The sequence below is a fragment of the Streptomyces sp. CB03234 genome (assembly GCF_001905885.1).
Lineage (GTDB): Bacteria > Actinomycetota > Actinomycetes > Streptomycetales > Streptomycetaceae > Streptomyces.
In genome coordinates this window covers 16,246-36,146 of sequence record NZ_LIYH01000002.1, presented here as the reverse complement: position 1 = coordinate 36,146, position 19,901 = coordinate 16,246, and the positions used below count along the sequence as shown (strand labels likewise).

Sequence of the window (19,901 nt, the reverse complement as noted above, 5' to 3'; positions counted from 1 at the left end):
GACCCGCCGCGCCGCTCACCACGGGGACTCGGAAGCGAAGTAGGGCCGGTCGGGATCGTGGAGTACGTCGGTGATCAGCGGCTCCCGGACCGGCTCGGCACCCGGCCGCCGCCGCCCCGTCTCGGCGGCCTCCGCCGAGGTCACCAGATGCATGAAGGCCTCCTCCACACTGTCGCAGCCGGTATGCAGCAGCAGGTCGTTGCGCCCGGCCGAGGCGAGCAGCCGGCCGGCGCGCATCAGCAGCAGCCGGTCGCAGCGGTCGGCTTCGTCCATGACGTGGCTGGACACCAGCAAGGTCGTTCCTTCCTCCGCGAGGCGCTTGAACACCGCCCACAGCTCGCGGCGCACCAACGGGTCCAGCCCCACGGTGGGTTCGTCCATGACGAGCAGGTCGGGGGTGCCCAGCAGCGCCACGGCCAGCGAGACGCGGGAGTACTGCCCGCCGGACAGCCGGGCGACCGGCTTGTCGGCGTACTCGGCGAGGTCGACCTCCTTCACCACCCGGACCACCGCGTTCTCCCGCCGCCAGCCCCGCAGCCCCAGGGCGGCGGAGAAGTACCGGAGGTTCTCCAGAACGGTGAGGTCGGGGTAGACGGAGGGGGCCTGGGTGACGTACCCCACCCGGGAGCTCAGGGCGGGCGCCCCGGCGGGGCAGCCCAGCACCTGCACGTGTCCCGACGTACAGGGCTGGATTCCGACGACGGACCGCAGAAGCGTCGTCTTTCCGCAGCCACTCGGTCCGAGCAGGCCGACAATCGTCCCCCGGGGGACGGTGAAACTGATGTCCTGCAGAAGAGTGTGGGTTCCGCGCGCGACATGGAGGCCGTACACGCTGATGGCCGGCGGACCGACCGCCTCCCGGCTTCTCATCCGAATATCATTCTGCTGCAAGAACCCACTGTTTTCATCAATAGATATGGCTGTGGCGGCACGGCGGTGCGACTGCCCGGAAAAAGGAACGTAACGTCGGCGCACTCGGTTACGAAGAGGGCATTCCCATGTTGACGCACCGCCGTCCGGCCGGTGAAATCAGCGGTCGCGACCGGTCATCAGCACCGCGATGTCGTGCAATTGCCGGTAGATCTCCGGGGCGGGCTCGGCCCGCGCCAGGGCCCTCATCGCCGCGGCGACCTGGCGTTTCGCCTCCAGCTCTGTCCGTTCCCGCCCCCCGGCCTCCTCGATCAGCCGCGCCGCCAGGGCGACATCGGCCTCCGGCAATGGCGCCGACCCGGCGTAGAGGTCGGCCAGCCGTCTGCCCACCGGCCCCTCGTCGGCCAGCGCCACCACCACCGGGAGCGATTTCTTGCGGGCCGCGAGATCGGCACCGACGGGTTTGCCGCTGCGCGCGCTGGAACCCCAGATGCCCAGCAGATCGTCGACGCACTGGAACGCCACGCCCAGGCACCGGCCGAAGTCACGCAGCCCGGACACCCGGTCCTCCGACGCCCCCGCGAGCACTCCGCCCAGCGCGCAGGCGCATCCCATGAGCGCCCCCGTCTTGCCCTCCGCCATGGACAGGTACTCGGCGGGCGCGACCATGGTGGCCTTCTCGAACGCCACATCCTGGCTCTGCCCCCGCATCAGGTCGACGAGGGCGGTGATCAGCTCCCGCAGGGCGGGCTCCGTCCGGGGCGCGGACGACTCCGCGAGCGTCCGGACGGCGTTCACCAGCAGGGCGTCACCGGTCAGCACGGCGGCCGGAGTGCCGTACACCGTCCAGGCGGCGGGACGGTGCCGCCGCAGCGGATCCCCGTCGATCACGTCGTCGTGCAGCAGCGAGAAGTCGTGGACCAGCTCCACCACGACGGCCGCGGGTACGGCGGCCTCGGCGGCGCCCCCGACGGCCCTGGCCGACAGGAAGGCCAGCGCGGGCCGCACCGCTTTGCCGCCCCGCTCGCCGACGGGCGCGGCCGGCGGCCCGCCGTCCGCCTCGTGCCAGCCGCGGTGGTACCCCACGATGCGGCACTCGGGCGGGGGCATGGCCCGCACGGCGTCCCGCAGAGCGGGGGTCACGAGCTCGCGGGCCCAGTCGAAGAGCGCGTACGCGGACGTGGCCGGCTGCGCGCCGATCGCGGTCAATCCCGACATGCGCTGCCTCCGACGGCACCGGGCGCCGGGATGCCTCTCGGCCGGGCACGTTCTCGAACTGCGTGGCGGGGGTCTGACTGTTCGTAAGGCACGGCCCCAGCTAACCGAGCGATGGCGTCCGTGTCGCCTCCAGCGCCCGGGAAACAGAAAGATCACCTCAGCGGCCCAGGGAACGCAGATCTCCCGGTAATCGGCTGGTCCCTCTGATCACGGCCCGGCGGGCATCAGAAGACGTACGGGTCCCCCGTGGCCAGCACCAGCACCCGGTGGTCGTTGTCGGCCGGGTTCCGGTCCACCGCGCCGCCGTTCCACGCGGTGGCCACCCGAGCCGTCAGCTCCTGCGGCGCGACGCCGGCCGTCCGCAGGGTCAGCGCCGTCTCGTGCCGCGTACCGTCCACCCGCAACGGCCCGGTGGAGCACAGCACCTCCCGCTCGCCGCCCCACACACAGCCGGCCGGCAGGGCGTGACCGGCGGCGAGCGGGACCGAGAAGGCCAGCCGCACGGTCGTGTCGTCGAGCCCCGACGGCCCGCGGTTCTCACTCAGCAGGACGACATCGAGCCGCCCGTCCCAGAGCGTCACATGGCCGTGGTGCGCCACATCCGCCTCGGGTCCGGCCATCCCGTCACCGGCCGTCTCGGCAGCCCCACCCACGCCCACACTCACACCCGCCACCGTCGCCACGGCGACGGACATCACCAGCAGAGCCCTGCGCATCGCAACCATGTCCGGAACATACCGATATGACCGGCCGCCATGTGTCTCCCCCGCCGCTCCGGAGGGATCTTCGCGGCCGCCTATGCTGGCCGCGTACCGGCCGTTCGATCACCCGCGCGAGGAGTACCGCCATGACCGCCGCCGCCACCCCCGCCGGCTCCACCGACTCCCCCGGCGTTCCCGTCGCTGTCGTCACCGGAGCGAGCAGCGGTATCGGCGCCGCCACGGCACGCCGGCTCGCCGGGGCGGGCCACCACGTCGTGCTCACCGCCCGCCGCAAGGACCGTATCGAGGCCCTCGCCGCCGAGCTCACCGCCGCCGGCCACCGGGCCACGGCGTACGCCCTCGACGTCACCGACCGCCCGGCCGTCGACGCCTTCGCGGCCGGCCTGGAGCGCTGCGACGTGCTCGTCAACAACGCGGGCGGCGCCCTCGGCGCGGATCCCGTCGCCACCGGCGACCCCGCCGACTGGCGCCGGATGTACGAGGTCAACGTGATCGGCACGCTCCACATGACCCAGGCCCTGCTGCCCGCCCTCACCGCGAGCGGCGCCGGCACGGTGGTCGTCGTCTCCTCCACCGCCGCCCACGCCACCTACGAGGGCGGCGCCGGATACGTCGCCGCCAAGAACGGCGCCCGCGTCCTGGCCGAGACCCTCCGCCTGGAAATCCTCGGCACCCCGGTCCGCGTCATCGAGATCGCCCCCGGCCTGGTCAAGACCGACGAGTTCGCCACGACCCGCTTCCGCGGCGACACCGAGAAGGCGGCCAAGGTCTACGCGGGCGTCCCCGACCCCCTCAGCGCCGACGACGTCGCCGACACCATCACCTGGGCGGTCACCCGCCCCGCCCACGTCAACATCGACCTGCTGGTGGTGCGCCCCCGTGCCCAGGCCTCCAACACCAAGGTCCACCGCGAGCTGTGACGGGACCGGGGCCGTGACGTGAAGGGCGCGCCTCAGCCCTTCACGCACACCACCTGTTTCAGCTTCGCCACGACCTCCACCAGGTCGCGCTGCTGGTCGATGACCTTCTCGATCGGCTTGTACGCACCCGGGATCTCGTCCACGACGCCGGAGTCCTTACGGCACTCCACGCCCCGCGTCTGCTCCTCCAGGTCCCGCGTCGAGAAGCGCCGCTTGGCGGCGGAGCGGCTCATCTTCCGTCCCGCGCCGTGCGAGGCCGAGTTGAACGACGCCTCGTTGCCCAGGCCCTTCACGATGTACGAGCCGGTGCCCATCGAGCCCGGGATGATCCCGAAGTCGACGGAGCCCGCGCGGATCGCGCCCTTCCGGGTGACCAGCAGGTCCATCCCGTCGTACCGCTCCTCCGCCACGTAGTTGTGGTGGCACGAGATGACCCGGTCGAAGGTGACCCTGGCCTTCTTGAACTCCTTGCGGACCACGTCCTGGAAGAGCGCCATCATGATCGCGCGGTTGTACTTGGCGTACTCCTGCGCCCAGAACAGATCGTTCCGGTACGCCGCCATCTGTGGGGTGTCCGCGATGAAGACAGCGAGGTCGCGGTCGACCAGGCCCTGGTTGTGCGGCAGCTTCCGCGCCTCGCCGATGTGGTGCTCGGCCAGCTCCTTGCCGATGTTCCGGGAGCCGGAGTGCAGCATCAGCCAGACCGATCCCGACTCATCGAGACAGAACTCGACGAAATGGTTTCCGCTTCCGAGGGAGCCCATCTGCTTCACTGCTCGATCCCGACGGAATTTGACCGATTCCGCCACCCCGTCGAACCGCGCCCAGAAGTCGTCCCAGCCCGCGCCCGGGAAGCCGTGCAGCCGGCGGGGATCGACCATCTCGTCGTGCATGCCGCGCCCGACCGGAATGGCCTGCTCGATCTTCGAGCGCAGCCGCGACAGGTCACCGGGCAGGTCGTTCGCCGTCAGCGACGTCTTCACCGCCGACATGCCGCAGCCGATGTCCACCCCGACCGCCGCCGGGCAGACCGCCCCGTGCATCGCGATCACCGACCCGACCGTCGCGCCCTTGCCGTAGTGCACGTCCGGCATCACGGCCAGGCCCTTGATCCACGGCAGGGTGGCGGTGTTGCGCAACTGCCGCATCGCCCCGTCCTCCACCGTCGAAGGATCGGTCCACATCCGGATCGGGACCTTCGCCCCCGGCACCTCTACATACGACATAGTTCTCAATCCCCCCGAAAATTCTGAAAGCGCAAAAACCGGCTCCAAGGTCCGCGAAAGAGACGGCGGACCGGCATCGACGGCGGCGCGTGCGATACACATTGTGTCCATCGACCGGCGACGGGCGGCAACCCGTTTTCCCGCCGGCCGTACCGACCGGCACCAGAGCGAAAGGAGCCCGGGACCGTGCAGCGAAGGGCGTACGTACCCGGTGTGGCCGCACTCCTCGCGGCGCTCACCGTCGGCGTCACCGGCCTCGCCGGGTGCAGCGCCGGCTCCGGACCCGACGGCGCCACCACCGACTCCAAGGCGGGCGGCCCCGCGGACACCGCAGTCCAGCCCGGCAAGTACCGCACGCTCCTGGAGCCCTGCGGCTCCGTCCAGCGCTCCACGCTCAAGGACCTCCTGCCCGGAGCCGCCCAGCTGCCCGAGGAACAGCGCGAGCGGGTCTACCGCGGCACCCCCTCCGCCACGTACGACACCGACCGCCGCGCCGGCTGCAGCTGGAAGACCGACGGCCCGGACGCCTCCCACCAGCTGACCCTCGACTTCGAGCGTGTCGTGTCCTACGACCCCACCGTCAGTGACGACGACCGCGCCCAGCAGGTCTATGCGGAGAAGGAAGCCGCCGCCGGGCTGCCCTCCCAGGCCCCCGCGCCCGCCGCCGGCACGGCCCAGCAGGCCCCGCCCACAACCGGCCCCACCGCGAGCCCCGCCGCGAAGGCGACCACCCCCACCGCCGACCCCACCCCCACCGGGAGCGCCGGCACCCCCGAGGGGCTGGAACCGCGCGTGCTGGCCGGCCTCGCCGACGCGGCGTTCCTCGACGACGTCCTCACCCGCGCCGGTTCGACCGCCCAGCACCGCACCGTGAGCGTGGTGTTCCGCACATCGAACGTCATCGTGACCATCCGGTACGGCGAGCAGCCCGCCCGCGTCACCGAGGTGCCGGACAGCAAGGAACTGCAGGAAAAGGCCCAGGGTCTGGCCCGTAACCTCGCCGAGCGGTTCGAGGAGTAGTCACTCCCCAGCCACCCCGGGCCGGTCCCGTGACGCCGCCGGGACGCCCCCGCGGACGTACCGACTCGGGCTACCGTGTCCGGACCGCCGGACCGTACGACAAGCGACTGAAGGAACCATGTACCGATCAGCCCCGCGACTCACCCGCATACTCGCCTGCGCAGCCGTACCGGTGATGCTCGTCGTCGCCGGCTGCTCGTCGGACTCCGACAGCAAGAGCGACGCGGACGCGCAGTCGCCGTCCACCGCCTCCTCGCCGCAGGCCGCCGTGAAGCCCAAGCCGACCGTCGCGCCCGCGAAGTACACGCAGCTCCCCGAGGCCTGCAAGGCGATCACCGGGAAGACCATCGAGGACCTGGTGCCGGAGGTGAAGAACGAGAAGGGCACGCCCGGCAAGTCCAGCGACACCGCCAGCCGCGGCAGCTGCGCCTGGAACGGCCTGGACGACAACGGCATCAAGGGCTCGCAGTACCGCTGGCTCGACATCTCCCTCCTCCGGTACGACTCCGACCCGTCGCTCGGCAGCGCCGAGCAGCGCGCGCAGGAGAACTACACCAAGGAGGTCGCCAAGGTGAAGGCGACCGAGGGCGCCACCAGCGTCAAGACCTCACCCGCGGCGGGCGTCGGCAATGAGGCGACGGCCATCAGCTACGGCTTGAAGAAGACCGACGAGGACTTCAAGTACGCGGCGATCGTGACCCGTACGGAGAACGTGCTCATCACCGTCTCCTACAACGGCGCGGGCTACGCCGGTGCCAAGACCCCGACCCCGTCGGACCTGATGGAGGACGCGGTCAAGGCCTCCAAGGAGGCGGTGGCCGCGGTCGCGGCGGCCAACAAGTAGCCCAACAGGCGCAACAGGCGGCAACCACCTGGCACATACATGCGGAGCCCGGACGTCCCCCGAGGACCGGGCTCCGCACACGTGTGCCAGGCTTTGCCCGCCAGACTCGTCAACGGGAGGGGATCGCGGGTGGCCGCGATGCAGCTGACACGCACGCACCGAATACTCATCGGCGTCGTCATCACCGGTGCGGTGATCATTGCCGGAATCGGTTTCGCCGGCTCGTACGCGGCGGTGCGCGAGCTCGCCGAGAAGAAGGGCTTCGGCGACTTCTCGATCGTCTTCCCCATCGGCATCGACGCCGGTATCTGTGTGCTGCTGGCCCTCGACCTGCTGCTGACCTGGCTGCGCATCCCCTTCCCGCTGCTGCGCCAGACGGCCTGGCTGCTGACCGCCGCGACGATCGCCTTCAACGGCGCGGCGTCCTGGCCCGACCCGCTCGGCGTGGGCATGCACGCGGTGATCCCGGTCCTGTTCGTGGTCGCGGTGGAGGCCGCACGGCACGCCATCGGCCGGATCGCCGACATCACGGCCGACAAGCACATGGAGGGCGTACGCCTCACCCGGTGGCTGCTCTCGCCCGTACCCACCTTCCGGCTCTGGCGCCGGATGAAGCTGTGGGAGCTGCGCTCGTACGAGCAGGTCATCAAGCTGGAGCAGGACCGGCTGATCTACCAGGCGCGCCTCCAGGCCCGCTTCGGGCGCGCGTGGCGCCGCAAGGCCCCGGTGGAGGCGCTGATGCCGCTGCGGCTGGCGAAGTACGGGGTGCCGCTCGCCGAGACGGCCCCGGCGGGCCTGGCGGCGGCGGGCATCGAGCCGGTGCTGCTGCCGCCGAACCCGGTGCTGCTGGAGAAGGCGGTGCCCGAGCTGGAGCTGCCCCAGGGCGAGGCCCACCAGCACGGGACGCCCGACGACCGGGACCAGCCCGTAGCCCACGCCCACCCGCAGCCCCACCCCCAGCCCCGGCCCCAGCCGGAACCCCAGCCCGGAAACCGGCCCGAGTCCGAGCCGCAGCCCGAGCCGCAGCCCGACGGCCAGCTCCCCGGCAACCACGTCAGCCCCTGGTTCGCCGCCCCCCAGCTGCCCCAGGACGCCTACGAGCGCGCCTACGCCCCCACCTACGTCGAGGGCCTGGAGCCCACCCCGGTCCGCGTCCCGCCGGGCCCCGACGGCCACGACGGCCGCGAGGAGCCGATGCCCGCCGGGACCTCCGGGCCCGCCGAGACGGCCGAGCTCGCCGACCCGGACGCCGAGGAGTTCAGCCGCCTCGCGTACCCGGTGTTCAAGCAGTACGTCGACGAGAACAACGACTGGCCGAGCGTGGACGTCATCGACATCCACCTCGCCGACGGCTACGGCATCCGCCACCCGCTCAGCGCGGTCCTGCTGCGCCGCCTGCTGCCCGAGTTCAAGAACCGCTACCAGGCGGAGCTCGCCGCCGAGCACATCGCGTAACCGCCCGCCACGGGTCAGCGCCTGGCGCGGACCTTCGCCGTCTCCCCGTACACGGCGAGGACCGCGCCGAGCACCGCGATCACGGCGTACCCGGCCGTAGGGATCTCCCACCATTTGTGGAGCAGGCCCCAGGGCCCGTCCCCGAAGGTCCGCCCGGCGACGCCCAGCACGCCCTGGACGCCGGTGACCCACCCGATGACTGCCACGATCTCCTTCATGGCTCCACGGTCCCGTGCCCCGCGCCCCGGAACGTCCTGCGCCGGACGGAAAGCCGGGTCATCCGAAGGATGCAGAAGGCCAGGAGGGCCCTCACCCCCAGGTGAGAGCCCTCCCCCCGCACAAACCGCGGAAGCTACGCGCCGAGCAGCTTGCGCACCCGGTCGGCGCCCACCGCCAGCAGCAGCGTGGGCAGCCGCGGCCCGGTGTCCCGGCTGACGAGCAGCCGGTACAGCAGGGCGAAGAAGGTGCGCTGGGCGACCTTCAGCTCCGGCGTCGGCTTGGCCTCCGGGTCGAGCCCGGCCATCACCTTCGGCACGCCGTAGACGAGCGTGGTCAGCCCGTCCAGCGACCAGTGGCTGTCCAGGCCCTCCAGCAGCAGCCGCAGCGACTCGCGCCCCTCCTCGTCCAGCGAGCCGAGCAGCTCGGTGTCCGGCTCGGAGCGGACGATGGTGCGCTGCTCCGCCGGGACCTGGGTGGAGATCCAGTTCTGGGCGCGGTCCAGCCGCGGCCGCGCCTCGTCGAGCGAGGCCAGCGGGTTGGCCGGGTCCAGCTCGCTGAGGATGCGCAGCGTCTGCTCGTCGTGCCCGGCGGTGATGTCCACGACCGAGGCGAGCGTGCGGTACGGCAGCGGGCGCGGCGTACGCGGCAGCTCACCGGCCGCCGTGCGCACCGCGCGGGAGTGGGCGGCGGCGTCGGCCGGCAGCACGCTGCCGTCGGCGACCTTGGCCTCCAGCTTGTCCCACTCGTCGTACAGCCGCTGGATCTCCTGGTCGAAGGCGATCTTGAAGGCCTGGTTGGGCTTGCGGCGCGCGTACAGCCAGCGCAGCAGCGGCGCCTCCATGATCTGCAGCGCGTCGGCCGGGGTCGGCACCCCGCCCTTGGACGACGACATCTTCGCCATGCCCGAGATGCCCACGAACGCGTACATGGGGCCGATCGGCTGGACGCCGTCGAAGACCTCGCGCACGATCTGCCCGCCCACGACGAACGACGACCCGGGCGACGAATGGTCGACACCGCTCGGCTCGAAGACGACCCCTTCGTACGCCCAGCGCATCGGCCAGTCGACCTTCCAGACCAGCTTGCCCCGGTTGAACTCGCTCAGCTTCACCGTCTCGGAGAAGCCGCAGGCGCAGCTGTAGGCCAGCTCCGTCGACTCGTCGTCGTAGGAGGTGACGGTGGTCAGGTCCTTGCCGCACTGCCCGCAGTAGGGCTTGTACGGGAAGTAGCCCCCGGCGCCGCCGGAGCCGTCGTCCTCGCTCGCCGCGCCGGAGCCCTCCTCGGCCACCAGCTCGGCCTCGTCGACCGGCTTCTGCTGCTGCTTCTTCGGCTTGCCGGTCGCCTTGTCCTTCGTCCGGTACCGGTCGAGGATCGCGTCGATCGTCCCCCGGTGCCGCATCGCGTGCAGGATCTGCTCGCGGTACGCGCCGGAGGTGTACTGCTCGGTCTGGCTGATGCCGTCGTACTCGACGCCCAGCTCGGCCAGCGACTCGATCATCCCGGCCTTGAAGTGCTCCGCCCAGTTCGGGTACGCGGAGCCGACCGGGGCGGGGACCGAGGTCAGCGGCTTGCCGATGTGCTCCTCCCACGAGCCGTCCACGCCCGGGATGCCGAGCGGCACCTTGCGGTACCGGTCGTAGTCGTCCCAGGAGATCAGGTGGCGGACCTCGTACCCCCGGCGCCGGATCTCGTCGGCGACCAGGTGCGGGGTCATGACCTCGCGGAGGTTGCCCAGGTGGATCGGGCCCGACGGGGACAGGCCGGAGGCGACGACGACCGGTTTCCCAGGCGCACGTCGCTCCGATTCGGCGATGACCTCGTCCGCGAAACGGGAGACCCAGTCGGTCTCGGTGCTGCTCTGAGCCACGATCGGCACGTCCTTGATTCCTTGGGATTCTCGAAGGCTGGCGTAAGACATTCTCCCAGACGGAACAACGTCCCCCGAGGTTGTCCACAGGCCGGGCAAAGCCCCGACAAAGAGCTTGCGGACCCATGGGACACTTGACAACCGGAATAGGCATTCACCACCACGACAGGAACGGAAGCTCATGGCCTCGGTCCCTTCCCTCGCTTCGACCGTGCGGCAGCGCCTCGCGGACGCCCTGACGGCAGCCCTGCCGGAGGCCGGCTCCGCCGACCCGCTGCTGCGACGAAGCGACCGGGCCGACTTCCAGGCCAACGGCATCCTGGCCCTGGCGAAGAAGCTCAAGGGCAATCCGCGCGAGCTGGCGACCAAGGTCGTCGAGGCCATCGGCGCCAACGACGTCCTCAAGGACATCGAGGTCTCCGGCCCCGGCTTCCTCAACATCACCCTCACCGACAAGGCGATCCTCGACACCCTCGCCGCCCGCGCCGCCGACGAGCGCCTCGGCGTCCCGTACGCCGAGAAGGCCGGCACGACGGTCATCGACTACGCCCAGCCGAACGTGGCGAAGGAGATGCACGTCGGGCACCTCCGCTCCGCCGTCATCGGCGACGCCATGGTCAAGATCATGGAGTTCGCGGGCGAGAAGGTGATCCGCCGCCACCACATCGGCGACTGGGGCACCCAGTTCGGCATGCTCATCCAGTACCTGATCGAGCACCCGCACGAGCTGGACCACAAGGACGCGGACGTCTCCGGCGAGGAGGCGATGTCCAACCTCAACCGGCTCTACAAGGCGGCCCGGGCGCACTTCGACTCCGACGAGGAGTTCAAGGCGCGCTCGCGCGACCGCGTGGTGGCCCTCCAGTCGGGCGACGAGGAGACGCTCGCCCTGTGGCAGCGGTTCGTCGACGAGTCGAAGATCTACTTCTACTCGGTCTTCAACAAGCTCGACATGGAGATCAACGACCCGGACGTGGTCGGCGAGTCCGGCTACAACGACATGCTCGACGAGACGTGCCGCCTGCTGGAGGAGTCCGGCGTCGCGGTCCGCTCCGAGGGCGCCCTGTGCGTCTTCTTCGACGACGTCAAGGGCCCGGACGGCAACCCGGTCCCCCTGATCGTCAAGAAGTCCAACGGCGGCTACGGCTACGCGGCCACCGACCTGTCCGCGATCCGCGACCGCGTCCAGAACCTGGGCGCGGACACCCTGGTGTACGTGGTGGACGCCCGCCAGTCGCTGCACTTCAAGATGGTCTTCGAAACCGCCCGCCGCGCGGGCTGGCTGGGCGACCAGGTGCATGCCGTCCAGCTCGCCTTCGGCACGGTCCTCGGCAAGGACGGCAAGCCGTTCAAGACCCGCGAGGGCGAGACGGTCCGGCTGGTCGACCTGCTGGACGAGGCGATCGACCGGGCGGCGGCCGTGGTCCGCGAGAAGGCCCAGGACCTGACCGAGGACGAGATCGCCGAGCGCGCCGCCCAGGTCGGCATCGGCGCGATCAAGTACGCCGACCTGTCCACGTCCGCGTCCCGGGACTACAAGTTCGACCTGGACCAGATGGTGTCGCTCAACGGCGACACGTCCGTCTACCTCCAGTACGCGTACGCCCGTATCAAGTCGATCATCCGCAAGGCCGGCGACTCCAAGCCGGCCGCCCACCCGGACATCGCCCTCGCCCCGGCCGAGCGCGCGCTGGGCCTGCACCTGGACCAGTTCGCCGAGACGCTGGCCGAGGTGGCGACCACGTACGAGCCGCACAAGCTGGCCGCGTACCTGTACCAGCTGGCGTCGCACCTGACGAAGTTCTACGACCAGTGCCCGGTCCTCAAGGCGGACACCCCGGCCCAGCTCGAGAACCGCCTCTTCCTCATCGACCTGACCGCCCGCACGCTCCACCAGGGCATGGCCCTCCTCGGCATCCGTACGCCCGAGCGCCTCTGACCCGCACCCAGCCACGAAGAGGGGGGCGTGCCGCATCCGGCACGCCCCCCTCTCCCGTCGCGGAGAGCGGTTCCGGCCACCTGTGACCCGCCTGCGCCCATGCGCCCCCGTTGCGCCCGCCGCCGGGGGCGCCGGGCGGGACAGGATGCCAGCGCTGACCCGTACGGCAGGAGGAACCGATGCACGGCATGACCAGCTTCGAGGACATCTACGACCGCCCCGACCCGCGCGCCTACTTCGCCCGGCTGGCGCCGCTGTCGTACGAGATACCCCACCACGCCCAGGCCGTCTTCCGCCGCACCCTCGCCGAACGCGCCGAACCCGGCCTCACCGTCCTCGACCTGTGCTGCTCGTACGGCATCAACGCCGCCCTGCTCAACCACGACCTGACCCTCGCCGACCTGTACGCCCACTACACGAGCCCCGAGGTCCAGCGCCTGACGACCGCCGAACTCATCGAGCGGGACAAGGACTTCTACGCCGCCAGGCGCCGCCCCGACGCCGTTCGCGTCGTCGGCCTCGACATCGCCCAGGGCGCCCTCGACTACGCCCGCGCGGTCGGTCTCCTCGACGGCGTCCACGCCGTCGACCTCGAAGAGCACGCCCCGCCCCCCGCGCTGACCGCCACGATGGCCGACGTCGGCCTCATCACCCTCACCGGTGGCGCCAGTTTCCTCAGCCGCCGCACCTTCGCCGCGCTGCTCGAATGCGCACGGCGCCCGGTGTGGGTGAGCGCCTTCGCCCTGCGGACGGTGACCTACGCGCCCATCGCGTCCTGCCTCGCGGGCTTCGGCCTCACCACCCGCACCGATCCGGAACGCACCTATCCCCAACGCCTGTTCACGAGCCCGCAGGAGCGGCGCGCGGCCATCTCCGCCGTACGTCTCGCGGGCCTGGACCCCACCGGCCGGGAGGCGGAGGGCCGCTACCACGCCGCCCTGTACGAGTCGCGTCCCTGAGCCGACTCGATTGTCAGTGGCGGCACTTAAGGTCGTTCCATGGTCATCAACCCGAACGCGCTGGGCCTGGACCTGCCGCCCGGCACCATGCGCGTCCAGCCCTCGCTCTGGTACGCGGACGAGCCCGCCACGCCCGACACCTGGGCACGACTCCTGCCCGCCCGGGAAGCCGCCGGAATGCAGCCGCTGCTGCTCACCGAGACCCAGTACTTCCACCCGAGCCAGGTGGCCGACCCCGACGACCACGACCCGGCCGCGACGCTGGCCGACCTGTGGGACGAACTGGCCCAGGAGGAGGACGCCGGCACCCTCACGCCCTTCTCCGCCACGTGGCCCGGCCTCGCACCGGCCTCCGACGGCGCCACCGACCCGGACGCCACAGCCGCCCGCATCACGACCGAACTCCTCCACGACGACGACTGGCTGAAGGGCGCCCGCGGCGCACTGGTCCCCGCCCGCCGCAGCGCCGACATCCCGGCCGTCCTCGGCTGGTCCGGCGCCACGGCCCACACCGACGCCGTCCACCTCTCCACCGTCCTCCGCTCCTGGGAGGACCGGTTCGGCATACGGGTCGTGGGCCTGGGCGCCGACCTCCTCACCGTCTCCGTCGCGGCGCCGCCCCGCACCATCGCCGACGCCCTCGCCGTGGCGGCGGAGCACTACGCGTTCTGCCCCGACAACATCTGGGACGGCTACGACACGCTCCGCGCCTACGCCGCCGAGGAGGTGCTCGACCGCCAGGACTGGACGTTCTGGTGGGACTGACCGGCGCGCGGTGTCATCCGGGCCCGGCGCACAGGGAGTTGGAAGGAGTGGAGAGGCGCCACTCCGCCAGTTCGCCCCTGCTGATCCACAAGGGAGTCACACATCCATGACCCGGATGAAGAAGTACGCGCTCGCCGTATCCGTGGCGGCCGCGCTGGTGGGAACACCGGCCGTGGCGTACGCGGCGGCCGCACCCGTGAAGAAGACGTCCGAGCGGCACACCTCATCGATACGAGTGGTGGCACCGGGCGAACGCGTCAAGGCGGCGCCCGGAGTGGAGCTGTGGCTCACCGAGGAGGGCAAGCACTGGTCAACCCCCGACGGCGGTGAGAACTTCCGCAGCGTCACCGACGGCAACCTGGACATGACCAGACCGGGCATCAGCCACCAGTCGGAATCCGACGGCCGGCGCACCTTCCACTCCGGCGTCTACTACGGCACCAAGGACGCCGCCCGCGTCACACTCACCGACCAGACCGGCCGCACCACCACCGCCACCATGGTGGAACTCCCCGGCAAGCCGGGCTGGGGCGCCTGGTACGTCACCACACGGGCCCACACGGCGGGCAGCCACACCGTCACCCTCCACGACAGCGCGGGCAGGGTCCTCGCCGAACTGCCCGGCCACGACTTCTCCGACGTGTCCTGATCTCCGTTCCGATCCTGGTGGCAGGGCCCGACACGGGGCGGGCCCTGCCACCACCCCGCCGCCGAACGCGAGGACCCTCACCGTGCCCGAGGAGAACACCTCCGACTTCGCCGAGTACGCCACGGCGTCCTGGCCCCGCCTGGTGCGCACGGCCCAACTGCTCACCGGCGACTTCCACGAGGCGGAGGACCTGGTGCAGACGACGCTCGCCAAGCTCTACGCGCGCTGGCGGTGGATCCCCCGCGACGAGATCGACATGTACGTGCGGCGCGCCCTGGTCAACAACAACCTCAGCCGCCTCCGCAAGAGACGCGTCGTCCATCTGCTGATGCCGTTCCTCCCGGAGAAGGCCCACCGCTCGCACGCCGAGTCGGTCGAAGCGCACACGGTTCTGTGGGAAGCGCTGGGGGACCTGTCCGCCCGCCAGCGGGCCGTGATGGTCCTGCGTTACTGGGAGGACCTGAGCGAGCAGGACATCGCCGACGTACTGAACTGCTCCGTCGGCACGGTCAAGACCCATGCCAGGCGCGGCCTGGAGGCGCTGCGCGCCCACGCCGCCCTCGCCGGCCACCCCCACGCCTCCCCCGGAGCGAAGCGATGAACCCCACAGAGGAAGCCCGGCTGCGCGAGGTGTTCGCCGACGCGGCCCACGGCATCACCCCCGGCCCCGTACCGCTCACGGCCGTCGAACGGGCCGGACGTGCCCGCCGCCGACGGCGCACGGCGGGGCTGACGGCCTGCTGCGGCCTGCTGGTGGCCTCCTTGGCCGTCACCGCCCACCGGTTCGTCGCACCGGAACAGCACCGGCCCGTGGTGACCCCGGCCTCACCGACGGCGAGCCCGCCGCCCGCACCGAGGAGACAACGCCCAGCCCCCACCCCGCCCAAGGTCGTGGCACCGGGCGAACGCGTCAAGGCAGCCCCCGGAGTGGAGCTGTGGCTCACCGAGGAGGGCAAGCACTGGTCCACCCCTGACGGCGGTGAGAACTTCCGCAGCGTCACCGACGGCAACCTGGACACCACCAGGCCCGGCATCAGCCACCAGTCGGAATCCGACGGCCGGCGCACCTTCCACTCCGGCGTCTACTACGGCACCAAGGACGCCGCCCGCGTCACACTCACCGACCAGACCGGCCGCACCACCACCGCCACCATGGTGGAACTCCCCGGCAAACCGGGCTGGGGCGCCTGGTACGCGAGCGCGACGGCCGACCCTGCCATCACGCTCTACGACAGCGCGGGCAACGTCCTCGCCGGTACGGGGCTCTAGCCGCGGCCGATCCGCTGGGCGACCTCCGTCGCCCAGTAGGTGAGGATCATCTGCGCGCCCGCCCGCTTGATCCCCGTCAGGGACTCCAGGATCGCCTTGTCCCGCTCGATCCAGCCCTTCTCGGCGGCGGCCTCGATCATCGCGTACTCACCACTGATCTGGTACGCGGCGACCGGCACGTCCACCGCGTCCGCGACCCTCGCCAGCACGTCCAGGTAGGGCCCGGCCGGCTTGACCATCACCATGTCGGCGCCCTCTTCCAGGTCCAGCGCCAGCTCCCGCATGGACTCCCGGACATTGGCCGCATCCTGCTGGTACGTCTTGCGGTCACCCGTCAGCGACGACCCGACCGCTTCCCGGAACGGCCCGTAGAACGCCGACGCGTACTTCGCCGTGTAGGCGAGCACCGCCACGTCCTCCTTGCCGATGGTGTCGAGCGCCTCCCGGATGACGCCGACCTGACCGTCCATCATCCCGCTGGGCCCCACCACATGAACGCCCGCGTCCGCCTGCACCTGCGCCATCTCGGCGTACCGCTCCAGGGTCGCGTCATTGTCGACGCGCCCCTCCTGATCCAGCACACCGCAGTGCCCGTGATCCGTGTACTCGTCCAGACACAGATCCGACATCACAACGAGCTCGTCACCCACCTCGGCCCGCACGTCCCGGATCGCGACCTGAAGAATCCCGTCCGGATCGGTCCCGGCCGTCCCCGCCGCGTCCTTCTTCGCGTCCTCCGGCACCCCGAAGAGCATGATCCCGGAGACCCCGGCCTCGACCGCCTCCACGGCGGCCTTCCGCAGCGTGTCCCGCGTGTGCTGCACCACGCCGGGCATCGCCGAGATCGGCACCGGCTCGCTCACCCCCTCCCGCACGAACGCGGGCAGGATCAGATCGGCCGGGTGGAGCCGCGTCTCCGCGACCATCCGCCGCATCACGGGAGTCGTCCGCAGCCGCCGCGGCCGCGCACCGGGGAAGGATCCGTACGAAGTCATACGCCCACGCTACGCCCGCCCCGCCCGTGCTCTTGCCGACAGCCTGCCGGACTCACCGCCCCTCCGCCGCCCCTCCGCCGCCCCGCCGCAGTCGCGCTCAGGCCGCCAACGCCGTCCCGGAACGGCATTCGCGGCAGCACCCCGGCTCAGGCGAGCGGAACGCGCGGTCGCACGTGTCGCAGGTCTGGAACGGATGAGGCGGGGCGGCCTCGACGCCCAGGGTGTCCCCTGCGGGGAGCGGCGGAGGCAGCATCTCCCGCAGCCGGTGCCCGAGGAGTCCTGCCGGGCTGGTCATATCCACCGGCAGGCACGCGGTCAGGGTGCGGTGGACGGCAGCGGGGCTGGCACCGTTGTCGAACCACGCGGCCACGGCGGGGGCGAGACGCCGTACCTCCCGTCCGGAGAGGGTGAGCCGGTCGTCGGTGCGGCGCAGACCCGCGAGGAGGGCGACAGCGGTGTCGTGGTGCTCGCCGCCGACCGCCTCGGCGGGTTCGGGCACGGCCACCACGACGGGCGCCGCCGCTGTCACCGATGACACCGGCGGTACGGGTTCCACCGGCGCGAGCGGCTCCGGAGGCCTGACCACGCCGAGCGCCGGGGCGTTGTAGGCGTAGGTACGGGTCACCATGCGGCCACTGGTCGTGCGCTCCCGTACCCGTCGGATGTAGCCGTGCGCCTCCAGCTCACGCAGGGTCGAGGCGATCCGGTCGCGGCTCTCGGGGAACCGGGCGGCGAGGGTGCGAATGTCGATCGAGGCGCCTTCGGGCAGCGACAGGATGTGGGTGGCCAGCCCGATCGCGGTGAGGGACAGCTCGGCGTGCTGGGCCAGGTGGTTGCCGATGATCGTGTAGCGGTCCGGCTGGTGTTCCCTGATGTGGGTGACCCCGGTGTGGGTGGTGCTTCGGAGAACACGGGGTCGCGGGCGCACAGCGGCGCTACGCTTTGGCTCAGCCATGGGGAAGACCTTTTCTCTTCCTCGATGGTCAGGCCCTCGCACTGGGATTCGCACTCCCGGCGGGGGCCGTCGCATATCTGCGGTTGTCAACGGCGAGCGTGCCCGGCCAAACCGCCCCCGCGCCACCCGTGTTGGGCGGATTCACTCCAGCGAGTGACGTACGCGGGGTTTGGTTGGTTTGGAAGGTTCTTTCCCAAGGTTATTTGTCTTTGACCGCCTGCCGCACCGGCTCCCGGCCCACCGGATCCCGGGTTTCCGGGCTCCGGTGACGCGTTCAGCAGTCGGGAGGCGAGACGAGGTCGAGTTCCGCCCAGACGGTCTTGCACGGCACCGGACCGAGCTCGACGCCCCAGCGATCCGCCAACACCTCGACGAGCAACAGCCCGTAACCGGACTCGGCCACCCCACCGGCCGGCTCCACCGTACGTAGGGGCAGCCGCTCGTGACGGGCGTCCGTCACTTCCACCCGGAGCGTGGCGGCCTGCACCACAGCGAGCGTGAGCCGGAAGCTCCGTCCAGGCACCCGCCCATGCGACACGGCGTTCGCCGCCAGCTCCGCCACGATGAGCCTCGCCGGATCCAGCGCCAGCCCCCACGAACACAGTTGCTCCACCGCCAGCAGCCGGGCCAACCGCGCCCCGCGACGGGTGGCGGAGAGCGGCACGGAGAACTGGTACGGCGGGGCGGGGGTAAGGGGCGCGATTTGTCGATTCACGTCACCCAGCGTGTCCACGCGTGCGTACGCTGTGAAGAAAGGCAGCCCGTGCGGACGGCGACTGTCCGCGTGACGTCCGGTTCCGTCCGGGCCGTACGGGATGACCGGAAAGGGCTCGGCGGGAGGGCGACGGACGTGAGTGACGACTGGGACGCGGACCTGGAGGACGACGAGGCCGGGGCCGTGATGAGGACCGTCGTACGGCAACTGAAGCTGTGGCGCGAGGCGGCCGGCCTCACACAGGCCGAGTTCGGGGCCGCCATCGGGTACGGGGAGGAACTCGTCTCCTCCGTCGAGCGCGGACGCCGCATTCCCCGCCCCGAGTACCTGGACCGCTCCGACCAGGTCCTGAACGCGGGCGGCCGGATCGCGGCGATGAAGAAGGACGTGGCGGAGGTCCGGTACCCGAAGAAGGTACGGGACGTGAAGCGCCTTGAGGCCGAGGCGGTCGAGATCTGTGCCTACAACAACTCGGTCATCGACGGCTTGCTGCAGACGGAGGAGTACGCGCGTGCTGTGTTCGGCGGCCGTCGGCCTCCGTTCACAGAGGAGGAACTGGAACAGCGGGTCGCCGCACGACTGGCCCGCCAGGAGATCCTCGACACTGCAACCGCACGGCCGGTTTTCAGCTTTGTGCAGTGCGAGGCGACGCTACGCCGCTTGATCGGGGGCAAGATGGTGATGCGGCCGCAGCTCGAACGGTTGTTGGAGGTGGGGCGGTTGCGGAACGTCGACTTGCAAGTCCTGCCTTTGAGCCGCGAGGAGAACTCCGGGCTCGGCGGTCCGTTCCGGTTGCTCAAGCTCCAGGACGGAGCGACGGTCGGACTGAATGAAGTGCAGCTCACCAGCCGTGTGACCGCTGACCCGAAAGAGACCCGGATCCTCGACATGCGTTATGGAATCATCCGGGCGCAGGCTCTCACTCCTCGAGAGTCGCTGGCCTTGATCGAGAAAGTGCTGGGAGAGACATGACCCTCAAGCTCTCTGATGGAGCCGGTTCCGACCTGGAGTGGATAAAGAGCAGCTACAGCACGGACGACGGCCCGTCCTGCGTCGAAGTGGCCTGGGTGAAAAGCAGTTACAGCGGCGCGGACGGCCCCTCTTGCGTCGAGGTCGCAGCCACCCCCGGCACCATCCTCGTCCGCGACTCCAAGAACCCCACCGGCCCCCGCCTCGCCTTCGCCCCCACCACCTGGGCGACCTTCCTGCCGTACGCCTCCGGCAACTGACAAAGCACGTACGGGGGTGGAGCGCACCGTGCGGTGCCCTCCACCCCCGTAGGAGCCCTACCGAC

Annotated in this window: 21 protein-coding genes; 12 read left to right on the top strand and 9 right to left on the bottom strand. The window is 70.9% G+C overall.

Features of this window, described 5'->3' with window-relative positions:
• Positions 1–15 precede the first annotated feature (15 nt).
• The 3 genes from AMK26_RS06865 to AMK26_RS06855 all read right to left on the bottom strand — a co-directional run bounded on the left by AMK26_RS06865 (position 16) and on the right by AMK26_RS06855 (position 2,813).
• Positions 16–870 carry an ABC transporter ATP-binding protein gene (locus tag AMK26_RS06865; RefSeq protein WP_079277482.1) on the bottom strand — a complete coding sequence of 285 codons (855 nt, stop codon included), beginning with the start codon at positions 868–870 and terminating at the stop codon, positions 16–18.
• Between the two features lie 159 nt (positions 871–1,029).
• Positions 1,030–2,088 (bottom strand): polyprenyl synthetase family protein, encoded by a 1,059-nt coding sequence (locus AMK26_RS06860; RefSeq protein WP_073753214.1) that lies wholly within the window; start codon positions 2,086–2,088, stop codon positions 1,030–1,032.
• Positions 2,089–2,312: 224 nt separating this feature from the next.
• Positions 2,313–2,813 carry a hypothetical protein gene (locus AMK26_RS06855; RefSeq protein ID WP_073753212.1) on the bottom strand — a complete coding sequence of 167 codons (501 nt, stop codon included), beginning with the start codon at positions 2,811–2,813 and terminating at the stop codon, positions 2,313–2,315.
• Positions 2,814–2,935: 122 nt separating this feature from the next.
• Here AMK26_RS06855 and AMK26_RS06850 point away from each other — a divergent pair, with 122 nt between their 5' ends.
• The gene (locus AMK26_RS06850) at positions 2,936–3,730 is read left to right on the top strand and encodes an SDR family NAD(P)-dependent oxidoreductase (RefSeq protein ID WP_073753210.1); all 795 of its coding nucleotides are present in this window, start codon (positions 2,936–2,938) and stop codon (positions 3,728–3,730) included.
• A 32-nt stretch (positions 3,731–3,762) separates the two neighbouring features.
• Here the strand turns inward: AMK26_RS06850 and AMK26_RS06845 are convergent, their stop codons facing one another.
• Positions 3,763–4,956 carry an RtcB family protein gene (locus tag AMK26_RS06845; RefSeq protein ID WP_073753208.1) on the bottom strand — a complete coding sequence of 398 codons (1,194 nt, stop codon included), beginning with the start codon at positions 4,954–4,956 and terminating at the stop codon, positions 3,763–3,765.
• 186 nt (positions 4,957–5,142) lie between these two features.
• On the opposite strand from AMK26_RS06845, the gene AMK26_RS06840 reads away from it, so the two are divergent.
• The 3 genes from AMK26_RS06840 to AMK26_RS06830 all read left to right on the top strand — a co-directional run bounded on the left by AMK26_RS06840 (position 5,143) and on the right by AMK26_RS06830 (position 8,275).
• Complete coding sequence (locus tag AMK26_RS06840) at positions 5,143–5,976, top strand: hypothetical protein (protein WP_073753206.1); 834 nt, start codon at positions 5,143–5,145, stop codon at positions 5,974–5,976.
• A gap of 118 nt (positions 5,977–6,094) precedes the next feature.
• Entirely contained in the window at positions 6,095–6,820 is a 726-nt protein-coding gene (locus AMK26_RS06835) for a DUF3558 domain-containing protein (RefSeq protein WP_073753204.1), read from the top strand.
• A 138-nt stretch (positions 6,821–6,958) separates the two neighbouring features.
• Positions 6,959–8,275: a DUF2637 domain-containing protein gene (locus AMK26_RS06830; protein ID WP_443333149.1), complete on the top strand. Its 1,317-nt coding sequence runs from the start codon at positions 6,959–6,961 to the stop codon at positions 8,273–8,275.
• Positions 8,276–8,289: 14 nt separating this feature from the next.
• On the opposite strand, the gene AMK26_RS06825 is transcribed toward AMK26_RS06830, so the two are convergent.
• Together AMK26_RS06825 and lysS are read right to left on the bottom strand one after the other, a co-directional pair.
• The gene (locus tag AMK26_RS06825; protein WP_073753200.1) at positions 8,290–8,493 is read right to left on the bottom strand and encodes a hypothetical protein; all 204 of its coding nucleotides are present in this window, start codon (positions 8,491–8,493) and stop codon (positions 8,290–8,292) included.
• A 134-nt stretch (positions 8,494–8,627) separates the two neighbouring features.
• Positions 8,628–10,370 carry a lysine--tRNA ligase gene (lysS, locus tag AMK26_RS06820; protein ID WP_073753198.1) on the bottom strand — a complete coding sequence of 581 codons (1,743 nt, stop codon included), beginning with the start codon at positions 10,368–10,370 and terminating at the stop codon, positions 8,628–8,630.
• 172 nt (positions 10,371–10,542) lie between these two features.
• Here lysS and argS point away from each other — a divergent pair, with 172 nt between their 5' ends.
• The 6 genes from argS to AMK26_RS06790 all read left to right on the top strand — a co-directional run bounded on the left by argS (position 10,543) and on the right by AMK26_RS06790 (position 15,942).
• Positions 10,543–12,300, top strand: a complete 1,758-nt coding sequence (argS, locus tag AMK26_RS06815; protein WP_073753196.1) for an arginine--tRNA ligase — start codon at positions 10,543–10,545, stop codon at positions 12,298–12,300.
• Between the two features lie 179 nt (positions 12,301–12,479).
• A complete protein-coding gene (locus AMK26_RS06810; RefSeq protein WP_079277481.1) occupies positions 12,480–13,259 on the top strand; it encodes a hypothetical protein in 780 nt (259 codons plus the stop codon).
• A 39-nt stretch (positions 13,260–13,298) separates the two neighbouring features.
• Positions 13,299–14,024, top strand: a complete 726-nt coding sequence (locus AMK26_RS06805; RefSeq protein ID WP_073753194.1) for a DUF4253 domain-containing protein — start codon at positions 13,299–13,301, stop codon at positions 14,022–14,024.
• Between the two features lie 106 nt (positions 14,025–14,130).
• The gene (locus AMK26_RS06800; RefSeq protein ID WP_073753192.1) at positions 14,131–14,673 is read left to right on the top strand and encodes a hypothetical protein; all 543 of its coding nucleotides are present in this window, start codon (positions 14,131–14,133) and stop codon (positions 14,671–14,673) included.
• An 82-nt stretch (positions 14,674–14,755) separates the two neighbouring features.
• Complete coding sequence (locus tag AMK26_RS06795; RefSeq protein WP_073753190.1) at positions 14,756–15,274, top strand: SigE family RNA polymerase sigma factor; 519 nt, start codon at positions 14,756–14,758, stop codon at positions 15,272–15,274.
• A complete protein-coding gene (locus AMK26_RS06790) occupies positions 15,271–15,942 on the top strand; it encodes a hypothetical protein (protein ID WP_073753188.1) in 672 nt (223 codons plus the stop codon). The genes AMK26_RS06795 and AMK26_RS06790 overlap by 4 nt, the downstream gene beginning before the upstream one ends.
• On the opposite strand, the gene hemB is transcribed toward AMK26_RS06790, so the two are convergent.
• The 3 genes from hemB to AMK26_RS06775 all read right to left on the bottom strand — a co-directional run bounded on the left by hemB (position 15,939) and on the right by AMK26_RS06775 (position 18,607).
• Positions 15,939–16,937 carry a porphobilinogen synthase gene (gene hemB, locus AMK26_RS06785; protein WP_073753186.1) on the bottom strand — a complete coding sequence of 333 codons (999 nt, stop codon included), beginning with the start codon at positions 16,935–16,937 and terminating at the stop codon, positions 15,939–15,941. The two genes, AMK26_RS06790 and hemB, sit on opposite strands and share 4 nt — an antisense overlap.
• Positions 16,938–17,034: 97 nt before the next feature.
• On the bottom strand, positions 17,035–17,892 hold the full coding sequence (locus AMK26_RS06780) for a helix-turn-helix domain-containing protein (RefSeq protein ID WP_073753158.1): 858 nt from the start codon (positions 17,890–17,892) through the stop codon (positions 17,035–17,037).
• A 274-nt stretch (positions 17,893–18,166) separates the two neighbouring features.
• Positions 18,167–18,607, bottom strand: coding sequence for an ATP-binding protein (locus AMK26_RS06775; protein WP_073754689.1), 441 nt, complete (start codon positions 18,605–18,607; stop codon positions 18,167–18,169).
• 186 nt (positions 18,608–18,793) lie between these two features.
• On the opposite strand from AMK26_RS06775, the gene AMK26_RS06770 reads away from it, so the two are divergent.
• The gene (locus tag AMK26_RS06770; RefSeq protein ID WP_073754688.1) at positions 18,794–19,579 is read left to right on the top strand and encodes a helix-turn-helix domain-containing protein; all 786 of its coding nucleotides are present in this window, start codon (positions 18,794–18,796) and stop codon (positions 19,577–19,579) included.
• A complete protein-coding gene (locus tag AMK26_RS06765) occupies positions 19,576–19,836 on the top strand; it encodes a DUF397 domain-containing protein (protein WP_073753156.1) in 261 nt (86 codons plus the stop codon). Before AMK26_RS06770 ends, AMK26_RS06765 begins: the two co-directional genes overlap by 4 nt.
• The last annotated feature ends 65 nt before the right edge of the window (positions 19,837–19,901 follow it).